The 14,860-nt window shown below is 57.9% G+C and carries 10 protein-coding genes; 8 read left to right on the forward strand and 2 right to left on the reverse strand.

Translation table 11 applies throughout. The annotated features are described in order from the left end of the window. Window positions 1-13 precede the first annotated feature (13 nt). Both IB246_RS21960 and IB246_RS21965 read left to right on the forward strand, forming a co-directional pair. Window positions 14-1,126, forward strand: coding sequence for an alkene reductase (locus IB246_RS21960; protein WP_008037494.1), 1,113 nt, complete (start codon window positions 14-16; stop codon window positions 1,124-1,126). Between the two features lie 54 nt (window positions 1,127-1,180). After that, on the forward strand, window positions 1,181-2,317 hold the full coding sequence (locus IB246_RS21965) for an FAD binding domain-containing protein (protein WP_008037492.1): 1,137 nt from the start codon (window positions 1,181-1,183) through the stop codon (window positions 2,315-2,317). 142 nt (window positions 2,318-2,459) lie between these two features. Here IB246_RS21965 and IB246_RS21970 read toward each other — a convergent pair whose 3' ends face one another. Then, on the reverse strand, window positions 2,460-2,729 hold the full coding sequence (locus IB246_RS21970) for a DUF2790 domain-containing protein (RefSeq protein WP_008037490.1): 270 nt from the start codon (window positions 2,727-2,729) through the stop codon (window positions 2,460-2,462). 279 nt (window positions 2,730-3,008) lie between these two features. Beyond that, the gene (locus tag IB246_RS21975; RefSeq protein ID WP_008037480.1) at window positions 3,009-4,130 is read right to left on the reverse strand and encodes an amidohydrolase family protein; all 1,122 of its coding nucleotides are present in this window, start codon (window positions 4,128-4,130) and stop codon (window positions 3,009-3,011) included. A gap of 410 nt (window positions 4,131-4,540) precedes the next feature. On the opposite strand from IB246_RS21975, the gene IB246_RS21980 reads away from it, so the two are divergent. The 6 genes from IB246_RS21980 to IB246_RS22005 all read left to right on the forward strand — a co-directional run bounded on the left by IB246_RS21980 (window position 4,541) and on the right by IB246_RS22005 (window position 14,783). Continuing rightward, entirely contained in the window at window positions 4,541-5,440 is a 900-nt protein-coding gene (locus tag IB246_RS21980) for a LysR family transcriptional regulator (protein ID WP_008037473.1), read from the forward strand. A 319-nt stretch (window positions 5,441-5,759) separates the two neighbouring features. After that, window positions 5,760-6,893 (forward strand): efflux RND transporter periplasmic adaptor subunit, encoded by a 1,134-nt coding sequence (locus IB246_RS21985; protein WP_008037471.1) that lies wholly within the window; start codon window positions 5,760-5,762, stop codon window positions 6,891-6,893. A gap of 2 nt (window positions 6,894-6,895) precedes the next feature. Beyond that, complete coding sequence (locus tag IB246_RS21990) at window positions 6,896-10,054, forward strand: efflux RND transporter permease subunit (RefSeq protein ID WP_008037469.1); 3,159 nt, start codon at window positions 6,896-6,898, stop codon at window positions 10,052-10,054. Next, window positions 10,051-11,436 (forward strand): efflux transporter outer membrane subunit, encoded by a 1,386-nt coding sequence (locus IB246_RS21995; RefSeq protein WP_008037467.1) that lies wholly within the window; start codon window positions 10,051-10,053, stop codon window positions 11,434-11,436. Before IB246_RS21990 ends, IB246_RS21995 begins: the two co-directional genes overlap by 4 nt. Before the next feature lie 527 nt (window positions 11,437-11,963). Further along, a complete protein-coding gene (locus tag IB246_RS22000; RefSeq protein WP_050562977.1) occupies window positions 11,964-12,590 on the forward strand; it encodes a DUF1353 domain-containing protein in 627 nt (208 codons plus the stop codon). A 192-nt stretch (window positions 12,591-12,782) separates the two neighbouring features. Continuing rightward, window positions 12,783-14,783 carry a peptidase U32 family protein gene (locus IB246_RS22005; RefSeq protein ID WP_032832365.1) on the forward strand — a complete coding sequence of 667 codons (2,001 nt, stop codon included), beginning with the start codon at window positions 12,783-12,785 and terminating at the stop codon, window positions 14,781-14,783. Window positions 14,784-14,860: the final 77 nt, after the last annotated feature.

Raw genomic sequence — 14,860 nt, forward strand, 5'->3', positions numbered from 1 at the left:
TCAGGAAATCATCATGACTCATCACTTGTTCAGCCCGATCAAACTCGGCCTGCTCACCCTTGATCATCGCGTCGCCATGGCCCCTTTGACTCGCTCCCGTGCGGGCCAGCCTGGCAACGTACCGACCTCAATGAACGTCGAGTACTACCGTCAGCGTGCCAGTGCCGCGTTGATCATCACCGAGGCTACGCAGATTTCGCAGCAGGGGCAGGGTTACGCCTGGACGCCCGGCATCCATAGCGACGAGCAGATTCAGGGCTGGAAAGCTGTCAGCGAAGCCGTGCACGCAGAAGGCGGGCGCATCTTCCTGCAGCTCTGGCATGTGGGGCGGGTGTCGCACCCGGTATTTCAACCTGACGGCGGCCTGCCGGTGGCACCGACCGCGCAGCCGGTCCCCGGCAAGACGTTCATCCTGAATGAAAAGGGCGAGGGGATCTGGGGTGATGTACCGGTTCCTCAGGAACTGGACATTCCAGGCATTGAAGCGATCGTTGCCGACTTCCGCAAGGCCGCTCGCAATGCACTTCTTGCCGGTATGGACGGTGTGGAGATTCACGCAGGCAATGGCTATCTGCTTGACCAATTTATCAACAGCGCCAGCAATCAGCGTAGCGATCGCTACGGTGGAAGTATCGAAAACCGCGCGCGGCTATTGCTCGAAGTCGTGCAAGCCGTGACCGAAGAAATAGGCGCCGAACGCGTTGCTGTGCGCCTGACACCGATGGGGCGTTTCATGGGCATGGGCGATGACACCCCGGAACAAACCTTTGGCTACATTGCATCCCGGCTCAATCACTGGAATCTCGCTTACCTGCACCTGGTAGAACCGATGATGGTCGGCACGGTGCTCGACGAAAGTAACGATCCCCGCTGGGACGCCATCATCAAGCAGCTGCGTACTGACTTCCATGGCGTTCTGATGCTGGCGGGTGGTTACACCGGCGAAACGGCCGAGCAGGCCATCGCGCAGGGGCGTGCCGACCTCATCGCTTTTGGTCGCCCGTTCATTGCCAACCCCGACTTGCCAGCGCGTTTGCGTGGCCGTACCGAACTCAACCCGGCGGACGGCAACAGCTTTTTTGGCGGCGACGCCAAGGGGTACATCGACTATCCGGTGTTGGCATAACGCAACGTCGAATCCAGAGGCTGTGGGAATCACCCTGCTACGAGGAGAGAGGTAATGAAGAGTCCAGGCGTTCCGAAGGCCTTGGTCATTGGTGGTTCCCTGGGAGGACTGTTCGCCGCCACGGCGTTGCGTGCGATTGGCTGGCACGTCGATATTTTCGAGCGATCCCCCGCGGCGATGGATAGCCGTGGTGGAGGCATTGTTCTGCAAGCAGATGTCCTTCAGCATTTTCGCTATGCCGGAATCAAACCGGCCAATGCACTTGGAGTCCGCTCCCATGATCGTCTGTATTTGAATCGAGCTGGCACCGTCGTGCATAAAGAGCCGATGCCGCAAACTCAGACGTCATGGAACACGCTCTACAACTCTTTGTTCTCTGCCTTTCCTGCCGAGCACTATCACCGTGGAAAGACGCTGGTTGATCTGACTCAAAATGAGCAACGAGTGACTGCGAATTTTGCAGATGGCAGCAGTGCTGAGGGAGACCTGCTGATTGGTGCCGATGGTGCGGGTTCAACCGTGCGAAGTCTGGTGTTGCCTGGTGCGCAATACACCTATTCGGGGTATGTAGTCTGGCGTGGTCTGGTTGATGAAGACGGACTTCCAGACTTCGCCAAAGCGCAGCTTTACGAAGACTTTGTCTTTCAACAAGACCCTGAATCGTTGATGTTGGAATACATGGTGCCGGGCTTGAATGGCTCGGTTAATCCTGGCGAGCGACGGTTCAACTGGCTCTGGTATTTGAAAGCTGCCCAAGGCGCAGCATTAGATGCTGTGCTCACTGATAACAATGGTCATCGGCGTAGCCACTCCATTCCACCGGGAGCCTTGGCCGCTCAGCAGGATGCTTACCTGCGGGACATGGGTGAGCAGCATGCCAACCCGGCTTTTCGTGAACTGATTCGCCAGACCAAGGATATTTTCGTTCAAGCGATCCTTGATCTGAAAGTCCCCCAAATGGTGTTTGGTCGCGTGTTGCTGACTGGCGATGCCGCTTTTGTGCCGCGTCCTCATACGGCCGGCAGCACGGCCAAGGCAGCCCGCAATGCACTGTCCCTGGCTCAAGCGATCGACGACATTGGCGACATCGATAAAGGCTTGCAGGTCTGGCAGCAACTGCAACTTGCAGAAGGCAAGCGTATGGCGGATTGGGGGGTGAGCATGGGTGACCGGATCATGGGCATCAACTGATCCTGATTCAGCCGCTTTAACTGGATAAAGTTCGTTTACAGGCGGGGTGTTGTTGCCGTATTTCCAGTCTGGAATATAAAAAGAGGAGAAAGCTTCAGCTCGAAGCTTTCTCCTCTTTTTGGCATCTGCATGTTTTAAGGCATTAACCATTCAGGCAAGCGCTACCGAATATTTTGTATTGCAGGTCGTGCGTTGCGCCCTTGTGATCCACATACACCATGTGCGCATCCACCGGGCCGCAAGCGTTATTTGTGTCCTCGGCGGTAGTGATGTTGATGACTTTGGCGATATCCATGTGTTCGGAGTAGTTGTAGTGCTCAGGTTCAGGAGTGGCGACCTTGACGTTGGAAGCGCTTTGGGCAGAAGCGTAAACGCTAAACATCATGAGTGAGGCGAGCATTGCGTATTTCATGAGGGTGATTTCCAGAGGTTGTTTAAGAAGGAACTCTTTGTGTGCTTCTGGAGTTAATTGTGATGTCGAGCGTTAGTTTATAAAAATACCCAATTCAAATACCGGTAATTACCACAATTGATGTGTCACCAACGTGCCTGACAACAAGTGACTGATAAGTTGCATGATCGACAAAGCGCCAGGTATTGCTCACTTGTCCACTTCGTCATGAAGGCTTGAATCGGAGCAAAAAAAAGGCCGGTCAGACCGGCCAAAGGGAAATTGAGTGTTTCGCTAAAGTTATCCGCGGAGTCCGAGGATTCTGGCCGCGTTTCCACCGAGCACTGCAGCCTTCTCGCGGGGGCCCAGACCTACGCTTTCTACAAAACGCACCGGTTGTTCGTATCCCATGTCGAAGCAGTAGTCGCTGCCCAGTACCAGATGGTCGATACCGACATTGGCGATCAAATAGTCCAGAACCGGCCCGGAGTGTGAAACGGTGTCGTAGCTGAATCGCGTCAAATAGCTGCTCGGCTTTTGAGCCAGACGCCGGGTCTCGGGACGTGAATTCCAGCCTGCGTCGAGACGCCCGACGAGTATTGGCAATGCTCCACCGGCGTGGGGCAATGACACATGCAGCTGTGGGTATCGATCCAGTACTCCACCGAGAATCAGGTGTGAAGCCGCGATAGCGGTATCGAACGGGTTGCCCAGCAGGTTGCTCAGGTAATAGTTACTCAAGCGGCTGCCGCCAACCGTTTGTTGCGGGTGCAGGAACACTGGCAGTCCCAGCTGTTCAATGCGGGCAAAGACTGGTGCAAAGCGTGGATCGTCCAAGTCCAGACCGTTGATATTGGTGCCCATATAAACGCCCCGCACCCCGGGCAGTTCGGCTGTGCGCTCCAGCTCGATAATGGCGTCGTGCACATCCAGCATCGGCAACGTCGCCAGCACCACAAAACGCAGCGGGTGTTGGCGATGAACAGTTGACGCGGCATCGTTCCAGGCACGTGCCAGGCGAGCATTGAGTTGACGATCTGCCCAGTACACCATCGGCACGCTCAAAGACAGCGCCTGAACATCGACGCCTGCGCGATCCATGTCGAGCAAGCGCGCTTGCACATCGATAAATTTCAGGGGCAAAGGCCCTAATCCGCCAGCCGGGGTAGCGAAGCTGAATGAGTTCTCCTGGCGGGTATAGCTTCCACCGAAAGCTTTGCCATCACCGCCCAAGAGGTGCAAGAACTCTTCAGGATAGTAATGCGCATGGATGTCCACCGATCTCCCCGGGATGTCGGCACCCCTCTTGATCGACCCCGCCGAGGCGGGTACCAAACGGGTGACCAGCAGGCCGCCCGCAGTAGCTGCCATGATGCCTAGCAGTTGGCGACGGGTCTTCGAGAGACAGCAGGGACATTGCATGGTCAATCTCCTTTTTATTGTTTTTGTTGGGCGATGAACGCCGAGACGCCTTTATTGATCAGTCGATTACTTTTGGGTTTTGATTATCAATCGATAAATTGAAATAATGCAAGGGGCTTCAATTGGCCTTCGTTCTCAATCGGAATCATGGGGGGAGCGTTGGCGGTGATGAACGTTCTGCTATAGTCGCGAGCTTACTGATCGCTCGATAAAAAGGAGTGGCAATGACTGACTCCACGTCTGATCCGATAGACGCGGTTGATTGGCGGAATCGCCGCAAGAGCGCCCGCGCAGGTAGTCAGAAGCCACGCAACCCCAAACCCGCTACCGATTGAGCACAGCCATGCAAGACGCCCACCGCCTGGTCATGCACAGTCGTTACCTTTACTTTTCGATCTCGGAATCCGTTTATGGATAAGTTGCTGGCGCTCAAAATGTTTGTCGAAACGGTTCGCTGCGGTGGTTATTCGGCAGCGGCGCGCAAGCTCGGCATCTCCACTTCGTCAGTGACGCGACAGGTAGCCGGACTTGAAAGCGAGTTAGGCGCCAGCCTGCTTAACCGCACTACGCGCAACACCAGCGTCACGGTGGCGGGCCAGAACTATTTCGATAAAGCCGTGGCGATCCTCGAGGCCATCGACGAGGCCGATGCCGTCGTTACCGACCGCGGCAGTGAAGCGCAGGGGCGATTACGGGCCAGCGTCCCGGTGGAATTCGGCCGACGTATCATCGCTCCCCATCTGGGGCGGTTGCTTGAGCGCCATCCTGGCCTGGAGATCAGCCTTTCGCTGAGCGACGAGGTCAGTGACCTGCTCAGCGAGCAAATCGATGTGTCCGTGCGTCTTGGTTCATCGGTTGTCAGTGATGACATCGTCAGCAAGCGAATCGGTGATTTCCAGCGTTGGGTGGTGGCAAGTCCCGAATACCTGACGCGTACCGGGCTGCCCCGGCACCCGCGTGACCTGTTGGAGCATCAGTGTCTGCGTTTTGATTACCGCACGGGTCACCACAATTGGACCTTTCAGGGCGACGAAGAAGTTATCCGCTTGAATGTGCAGGGACGGTTGCAAAGCAACAACGCCGACATTCTGCGCGAGGCGGCGTTGGCCGGTGGCGGGGTGACGCTGTTGGCCGATTGGCTGGTGCGTGACGACGTCAGCGCAGGTCGGCTAACGCGCGTGCTGGAGCAGTATGAGGTCAACCCTGGCAGTGCAAGCACCTGCATCAATGCGTTGTATCTGCCCAATCATCGTGGTTCCAGCCGCATCAATGTGTTCATAGAGTTTCTCAAGGAAATACTCGCCCCCTAAGCACGTCCTGTGCATTTGACCAGACGGCGTTGCGCGTCGCTTTTGATCGAATCGAAATACCGGCCGATGCCATCGCGGCGCACAGCGTGCTGCCTTGATTGCGCGCTCGCGCAACGGCAGCGTTGCCGAATGCGCAACGAAGCCTTGCAGTGGGCAGCGATTCTCCCGGCGTGCCCGGGTTCGTAAAGTGATGCCCATCAACTGACCCCGGTCGTCAACGCGCCACCCCGCGGCACTGACAAATTTTTTCAATTGGAACTCGCCCCGATTCGGCCGGCTACGGCCCGCTATCGCCTGGCGAAAGTATGAGGAATGTCCCATGAAACCCCTGCAGACGGTTCCCTTGATCCTCTCGGCTCTGGCGCTGGCGGTCGTGCTCGCTGGCTGCAAGCAAGAGGCCCCCGCACAAACTGTCACACCGCCACAGGTTGGTGTCGTGACGCTTCAATCACAAACGTACACAGTGCAAAGCGAGCTACCGGGGCGTACCGCGCCGTTCCGCGTTGCAGAAGTGCGGCCGCAAGTGGACGGTATCATCGAGCAGCGTCTGTTTGACGAGGGCAGTGAGGTGAAACCCGGACAGCCGCTGTACCGCATTGATCCATCACCGTACGCAGCAGATGTAGCCCGCGCCCGAGCATCGTTTCAACAGGCCCGTTCCCTCGCAGACCGTTATCGACAGCTGATCGGAGAAAAGGCGGTGAGCCGTCAAGAGTTCGAGGATGCACAGGCGCGACAACTGACGGCGGAGGCTGACCTGAAACGTGCCGAGATCAACCTGCGTTACACCCGTGTGCTCGCACCGATTGCTGGCCGCATCGGCCGCTCCAGCGTGACCGAAGGTGCGCTGGTGAACAACGGCCAGGCAGCGGCCATGGCATCGATTCAGCAACTCGACCCCATCTATGTCGATATCACGGAGTCATCTGCAAACCTGCTCAAACTGCGTGATGATCTCAAGCAAGGGCGCCTGGAGACGGCGGGGGCGGACGCCGCCGTGGTGAGCCTCGCGTTGGAAAATGGCAGTGCCTATGGACTGCCGGGGCGCTTGAAGTTTTCTGAGGTGTCAGTCGACCCCTCCACCGGTTCGGTGACCCTGCGCGCCGTGTTTCCCAACCCGGAGCACCTGCTACTCCCTGGTATGTTTGTGCGGGCAAAACTTCAGAGCGGCGTCCGACAAGCCGCCATCCTTGCTCCGCAGCAAGGGGTGACCCGCGACCTGAAGGGTAATCCCAGCGCACTGGTGGTCAGCGCTGATGGAACCGTTGAACAGCGTCCCCTGACGGCCAATCGCACAGTGGGCAACCAATGGCTTGTGGAGCGTGGCCTCGAAGCGGGCGATCGCTTGATCACTGAAGGGCTGCAGTTCGTCAAGCCAGGCATGAAGGTCTCCGTGACTGCCGCGCAAAACGTGGCACCGGTGTTGGCCGGTGCCGTGGCTGGGGGGAACTGAACATGTCCAGGTTCTTTATCGATCGGCCCATTTTTGCCTGGGTACTCGCATTGATCGTCATGCTGGCGGGCGGGCTGGCGATCCTCAAGCTGCCCGTCAACCAATACCCTGACATTGCTCCGCCAGCGATTTCGATTCAGGTGACCTACCCAGGGGCATCGGCCCAGACCGTGCAGGACACCGTGGTCCAGGTCATCGAGCAACAGCTCAACGGCATCGACAACCTTCGCTACGTCAGTTCGGAAAGCAACTCCGACGGCACCATGGCGATCACGGTTACGTTCAACCAAGGGACGAACCCCGACATCGCTCAGGTTCAGGTGCAAAACAAACTCAACCTGGCCACGCCCTTGCTTCCGCAGGAAGTGCAGCAGCAGGGGATCCGGGTGACAAAAGCGGTCAAGAACTTCCTGATTGTGATTGGCGTCGTTTCCGAAGACGGCAGCATGTCCCGCGAGGACCTGGCCAACTACGTGGTATCCAACATGCAGGATCCGCTGTCGCGCACTTCCGGCGTCGGTGACTTCCAGGTGTTCGGCGCGCAGTACTCCATGCGGATCTGGCTTGATCCTTCGAAGCTGGTCAGTTTCGGCCTGACGCCCGTCGATGTGAAAAGTGCGATTCAAGCCCAAAACGTGCAAGTGTCTTCCGGTCAGATTGGCGGCCTGCCTGCACTGCCGGGCCAACAGCTCAACGCCACCATCATTGGCAAAACCCGCTTGCAGTCAGCAGAAGAGTTCAAGGACATCCAGCTCAAGGTCAATCCTGACGGCTCCGAAGTGCGTCTGGCCGATGTGGCCGATGTCGCACTGGGCGGTGAAACCTACAGCGTCAACGCCCAGTTCAATGGTATGCCGGCGTCCGGCATCGCCATCAAGCTTGCCCCCGGGGCTAACGCGCTGGACACCACCAAGGCGATCCACGACACCCTCAACCAACTGCAACCGTTTTTCCCTCGCGGTATGAAAGTGGTCTACCCCTACGACACCACGCCAGTGGTGCGCGACTCGATCCATGGTGTGTTCCATACCCTGGGTGAGGCGATCGTGTTGGTGTTCCTCGTGATGCTGCTGTTTCTGCAGAACCTGCGCGCGACCATCATCACCACGCTGACCGTTCCTGTCGTCCTGCTGGGTACGTTCGGTGTTCTCGCGGTCGCCGGTTTCACCATCAACACCTTGTCGATGTTCGGCATGGTGTTGGCCATCGGCCTGCTGGTGGATGACGCCATCGTCGTGGTCGAGAACGTCGAGCGTGTCATGCGTGAGGAGCGGTTGTCGGCGAAAGAAGCCACGATTCGCTCGATGAAACAAATCCAGGGCGCGCTCGTGGGCATTGCCATGGTGTTGTCGGCGGTGCTGTTGCCGATGGCATTTTTCGACGGGTCAACCGGCGTCATCTACCGTCAGTTTTCCCTCACCATCGTGTCGGCGATGGCCCTGTCGGTGCTCACCGCGCTGGTGTTCACGCCTGCCTTGTGCGCCACGATGCTCAAGCCCCATGACCCGACGCATGGGCTCGCACGTCTCGGCTTCTTCCGTGCTTTCAATCGCGGGTTTGATCGCGGCGTGCAACGCTACGAGCGAGGTGTCGCCGGGATGTTGCGGCACAAGGCGCCGGCATTCCTGGCCTACCTGTTGATCGTCGTTGGCATGGTCTTGCTGTTCAGCCGCATCCCCACTGCGTTTCTGCCCGATGAAGATCAAGGCGTGATCTTTACCCAAGTGCAGACCCCCGCCGGGTCCAGTGCTGAGCGCACGCAAAAGGTGCTCGACAGTGTGCGTCAGTATTTGCTCGCCACTCCTGAGCAGGGGGGAGAGGCTAACGCTGTCGACGCCGTGTTTACCGTGAATGGATTCAACTTCGCGGGGCGTGGGCAAAGCTCGGGCATGGCGTTTGTTCTGCTCAAGCCGTGGGAAAAGCGCGGTCCTGAAGATGCGGCGCTCGCGTTGGCCAAGCGCGCTCAAGCGAAATACAGAGGCATGCGCGATGCAATGGTATTCGCCGTGGTGCCTCCAGCAGTGCGTGAGTTGGGCAACGCTTCGGGCTTTGATTTATTCCTTCAGGATCAGGCCGGCGTCGGTCACGAAGTCCTGGGGCAGGCGCGCAATCAGTTCCTGCGTCTGGCCTCCGAAAGCAAAGTGCTGACAGCGGTTCGACTCAACGGCCTGAGCGATGAGCCCCAGTATCGGTTGAAGATCGATGACCGGCGGGCGAGGGCGCAGGGCGTTTCACAAACAGACATCAACACCACGCTCTCTGTGGCCTTCGGCGGCAACTACGTCAATGATTTCATTGACCGTGGCCGAGTCAAAAAAGTGTTTGTACAGGGCCAGGCCAGCGCGCGCATGTCCCCTGAAGATCTGGACAAATGGTACGTACGTAACGCCGCCGGGAAGATGGTGCCGTTCTCCGCTTTTGCCTCCGGCGAGTGGGTCTTCGGTTCTCCCAAACTGGCGCGCTACAACGGTGTGCCGGCAGAGGAAATACTGGGTGGTCCGGCACCGGGTTACAGCACGGGTGATGCCATGGCTGAAGCACAGGCCATCGCTGCTCAGTTGCCGCCTGGTGTCGCGCTGGCGTGGACGGGCTTGTCGTATGAAGAAAAGCTTTCCGGGTCTCAAGCGCCTGTCATGTATGCGCTTTCGCTGCTTGTGGTGTTCCTCTGTCTCGCGGCCCTTTACGAAAGCTGGTCCATACCCTTGGCCGTGATGCTGGTGGTACCGCTGGGTGTTGTGGGGGCATTGCTTGCCACCACCTTGCGCGGCCTGTCCAACGACGTGTTCTTTCAGGTAGGCCTGCTGACGACAGTCGGGCTGGCGGCGAAGAACGCCATCCTGATCGTGGAGTTCGCCAAGGAACTGCATGAGCAGGGCATGGGCTATGCCGAAGCGGCGATTGAGGCGGCGCGGCTTCGTTTGCGTCCCATTGTCATGACCTCGCTTGCGTTCATCCTCGGGGTTGTGCCGTTGGCTATCTCCACCGGTGCAGGTTCTGGCAGTCAGCATGCCATTGGCACCGGTGTGATCGGCGGCATGCTGACCGCCACCGTCCTGGCCATCTTCTGGGTTCCACTCTTTTATGTGTCGGTGTCGTCACTGTTCGCACGTCGATCGTCCGTCGCTCTGGCCGCAGTCGCTCACGAAGAGGTCATGTCATGATCAAACCATTCAGTTTTCTGGTCCTGAGTTCGTTGTTGTTCTGTGGTTGCTCTCTGATCCCGGAGTACCAGCAACCTCAGGCACCGGTGGCGGCGACTTACCCCTTGGCGCCAGTGTCACGTGATGAGAGTGCCGCAGCGCTCGATTGGCGCGAGTTCTTTTCCGATCCGGCCTTGCATCGATTGATCGAGACCGCACTGGCCAACAATCGGGATATCAGGATTGCCACGTTGAACGTCGAGGCCTATCAGGCGCGCTATCGCATTCGCCGCGCGGATCTGTTGCCGGACGTCTCGACGGTGGGCAGTGGTAGTCGTCAGCGAGTTCCGGCAGATCTGGCATCCGGTGATAAAGCCACGATCGAGAGTCAGTACTCTGTCGGGCTGAACGTGAGTTATGAGGTGGATTTGTTCGGCCGTGTGCGCAGCCTCGATCAAGCAGCATTGCAGCGTTACCTGGCCAGTGAACAAGCACAGCGTTCAGCCCGTATCGGGCTGGTGGCAAGCGTTGCAAATGCCTGGCTCACTCTGCAGGCCGATCAAGCACTGGAGCGACTGACCAGCGATACCCTCGACACCTATGAAAACAGCTACCAGCTGACACGTCGCAGCGCTGAAGTAGGTACCGTTTCAGATTTGGCGTTGAGCCAGGCACAAACCCTGGTGCAAGGCGCTCGAGGCTCGATGGCCCGGTATCGTCGGCAGGTTGCCGACGACCGAAACCAGTTGGTGTTGTTGATTGGAGGTGAACTCCCCACCGATCTGTCGAGCGGTGATTGGGAGCGACAATCTTTACCTGAGGTGCCAGTGGGATTGCCGTCGGATCTGCTCAACCGTCGGCCCGACATAGTGGAAGCAGAGTTATTGCTCAAGGCTGCCAATGCGGATATCGGCGCAGCCCGGGCTGCGTTCTTTCCCCGAATCAGCCTGACGGCGGATGCTGGCACCTCGAGCGAAGAACTGTCAGGGCTCTTCAATGGAGGCTCGGGTGTCTGGAGCTTTTTCCCCGCGATCAGTCTGCCAATCTTCAATGCGGGCCGCTTGCAAGCCAGCCTGGACGTCACTCAAGTCGAGAAAGACATACAAGTGGCGCGTTACGAAAAGGCGATCCAGTCAGCCTTCAGGGAAGTCAGTGATGGACTGGCTGCAACGCAGACCTTTGGACAGCAGATTGAGGCGCAACAAGGGCTGGTCAGCGCGAGTGCCAAATACTATCGGCTGGCGGAAAGTCGCTACCTGACAGGTATCGACAGCTCTTTGACTCTTTTGGACGCGCAACGGACGCTGTTCGCTGCACAGCAAGCGTTGATCAGTGATCAGTTGGCCGAACGAGCGGCAACTATCGATTTGTACAAAGCGCTGGGAGGAGGGTGGCAGGGCTGACATGACGACCACGGATCCTCCTTTTGGCCATGAAATGGATTCTCCCTACTTTTACGCCCCACAACACAGTAGCGCCTAAGTATTCGTCTGCGCAGCGCCAAAGCAGAGGGGGCGGGAATTGGACGGAGTGATGGCCATTGGCTAACGTCATATAGCCTCCCTCCGAATCACAAAACGGCGGATTACCAAGGCATGCAAATCGATCTACCGCCCGAGCCGGGAAGCGAATCAAGGGAGATAGAGGCATGGAGAGTGCTGGGGCGGACTTTGATTTGATCGAGGTTTCTGGAGGTCCTCGGTTCCGACCTGGAGAATCCCTTGCTCGCAAGTGAAGCTTTTTCTCAGCTCCCGAAAGCAACTCACGACACGATCAAAATCACGTTTTAGAGTTGGTTGATATTGGTAGGTTGTTGTTAGTCCCGTCGTTAGTGCCAGATAATTTGATGTTGATGGAAAAGCTGGAGAAAAGTCGGGGGCAGCAGGTGGCCCAGAAGAATACTGAAGAGGCGAGGTAACGTGGAAGTGCGATGTTTGCCATCTTTAATGGCAGATTTTTCGTCTTTCAAGGAGGGCTTGATATGCGCTTTCTAATTCTTGTGTTTCTTGTTCTCACGTTGCAAGCCTGCGCTCCGATATCGTATCGCGAAACCGATGAGGGAAGGTTTGAAGGCGCTTTGGATGTGCGCTGGATCAAGAATGACTATTTTCTGTTTGTTCCAAGCAAGGATGATCCGTTTCGATTTACACGTTCTAATGGTGAAGTAATTCGCCCTGGCCCCATGTATACCGATGGTGGGTCAATTCCTCGATTTTTATGGGGCGTCAATGGTTATTCCCCTTGGGGGTACGCACCTGCTTATATCATTCACGATTGGCTTTTCGTGGCTCATGAGTGTGGTTACCCCGGGTACAAGGATTACTCGTTCAAAAATACGCACATCGTCCTGGCAGAGGGTTTGAAGGCGGTGATGGAGGTAAGTCCTGAGATTCGAAATTACTTTGTTTTTGAATCGGTGGTTGCAGCCGTCAGTTCGCCCATAGCGAAACGGCTCTGGGAGAAGGGTATATGCAACGAACCCGTAGCTTTCAACCTGCTGGGCATTCCTGAACAAACGCCTCCCGGGGAGTTGCTGATGACAATAAAATTCAAATAGTGGCTGACGCGCAATTCCACTCAGCTGCCCGAGGTCAACGCCGGAATCGTGACGGGTGATGCTGTCGTTTTCGCGGCCCAGAAGCGCCTTACAGGCAGGTGATATCAACCCTGACCAAGAAGCCCACGGATGCCGGTCAAACATTTGCCCGCTACAATGCGTGCCTCGACCGTGACAAACCAGATAAAAAATATGTCCTTGCCCAAACATCACCTGGAACTGCTCAGCCCTGCCCGTGACGTGAGCATCGCTCGCGAGGCGATCCTGCATGGTGCCGACGCCATTTATATCGGTGGCCCGAGCTTCGGCGCCCGCCACAATGCCTGTAACGAAGTGAGTGAGATCGCCGGACTGGTGGAGTTCGCCCGGCGCTACCACGCCCGGGTGTTCACGACGATCAACACGATCCTGCATGACAATGAGCTGGAGCCAGCCCGCAAGCTGATCCATCAGCTCTACGATGCCGGGGTCGATGCGTTGATCGTTCAGGACCTTGGCGTGATGGAGCTGGATATCCCGCCCATCGAGTTGCACGCCAGCACCCAGACCGACATCCGCACCCTGGCACGGGCGAAGTTTCTGGACCAGGCGGGCTTCTCCCAACTGGTACTGGCCCGCGAGCTGAATCTGCAAGAGATTCGCGCCATCGCCGACGAGACCGATGCGGCCATCGAATTCTTCATCCATGGCGCGTTGTGTGTGGCGTTCTCCGGCCAGTGCAACATCTCCCACGCACAGAACGGTCGCAGCGCCAACCGTGGCGACTGTTCACAGGCCTGTCGTTTGCCGTACACCCTCAAGGACGACCAGGGCCGCGTCGTCGCCTACGAAAAACACCTGCTGTCGATGAAGGACAACAACCAGAGCGCCAACATCCGCGCGTTGGTGGAAGCCGGCGTTCGCTCATTCAAGATCGAAGGGCGCTACAAGGACATGGGCTACGTGAAGAACATCACGGCCTACTATCGCCAGCGCCTGGACGACGTTCTTGAAGATCGTCCGGACCTGGCCCGCGCGTCCAGTGGCCGCACTGCGCATTTCTTCGTGCCCGACCCGGACAAGACCTTCCACCGTGGCAGCACCGACTACTTTGTCACCGACCGCAAGGTCGACATCGGAGCCTTCGATTCACCGACTTTCACCGGCCTGCCAGTGGGCGTGGTGGAGAAGGTGGGCAAGCGTGACTTGCAGGTGGTGACCTCTGAGCCGCTGTCCAATGGCGACGGTCTCAACGTGCAGATCAAGCGCGAAGTAGTGGGCTTTCGCGCCAACATCGCCGAGCCCAAGGGGGAGTTCCTCGAAGAGGGCGAGAAGCGTTATCGCTACCGTGTCGAGCCCAACGAGATGCCGGACGGGATGTACAAGCTGCGGCCCAACCATCCACTGAGCCGCAACCTGGACCATAACTGGCAGCAAGCCTTGCAGAAGACTTCCGCTGAACGTCGTATCGGTCTGGCCTGGGTCGCACAGCTGGACGAGCAGCGCCTGCAACTCACCGCCACCAGCGAGGAGGGCGTCAGTGCCAGCGTGTCTCTGGACGGCCCGTTCGGTCTGGCCAACAAGCCGGAGCAGGCCCTGGACCAACTGCGTGATCTGCTCGGTCAACTGGGCACCACCGACTACCACGCCACCGGCATCAAGCTGGAAGCAACCCAGGCGTTCTTCATCCCCAACTCGCAGCTCAAAGCGCTGCGTCGGGAAGTGATCGAAGCGCTGACCGCGGCCCGTCTGCTGGCCCACCCACGGGGTGGTCGCAAGGCCGAGACAAACCCGCCGCCGGTGTACCCGGAGTCGCACCTGTCGTTCCTGGCCAACGTCTACAACCAAAAGGCTCGCGACTTCTATCACCGTCACGGCGTCAAGCTGATCGATGCAGCCTTCGAGGCCCACGAGGAAACCGGAGAAGTGCCGGTGATGATCACCAAGCACTGCCTGCGCTTCTCCTTCAACCTTTGCCCCAAACAGGCCAAAGGCGTCACCGGCGTTCGCACCAAGGTTGCGCCGATGCAACTGGTGCACGGTGACGAGGTGCTGACGCTGAAGTTCGACTGCAAACCTTGCGAAATGCACGTGATCGGCAAGATCAAGGGCCACATCCTTGACCTGCCGCTACCGGGCAGCGTCGCGGAGCCGGTCGTCGGTTACATCAGTCCTGAAGATCTGCTCAAGACGATTCCTCGCGCGCCCCACTGAAAGGTGGGCTAGCCCGCATCAGGGACAGGGACGTTTCTTGATCGGTGTCAAACGGGTGGGACGGGCAGCTCTGTATT

Origin of the sequence: Pseudomonas sp. PDM01 (assembly GCF_014852325.1) — a bacterium.
Lineage (GTDB): Bacteria > Pseudomonadota > Gammaproteobacteria > Pseudomonadales > Pseudomonadaceae > Aquipseudomonas > Aquipseudomonas migulae.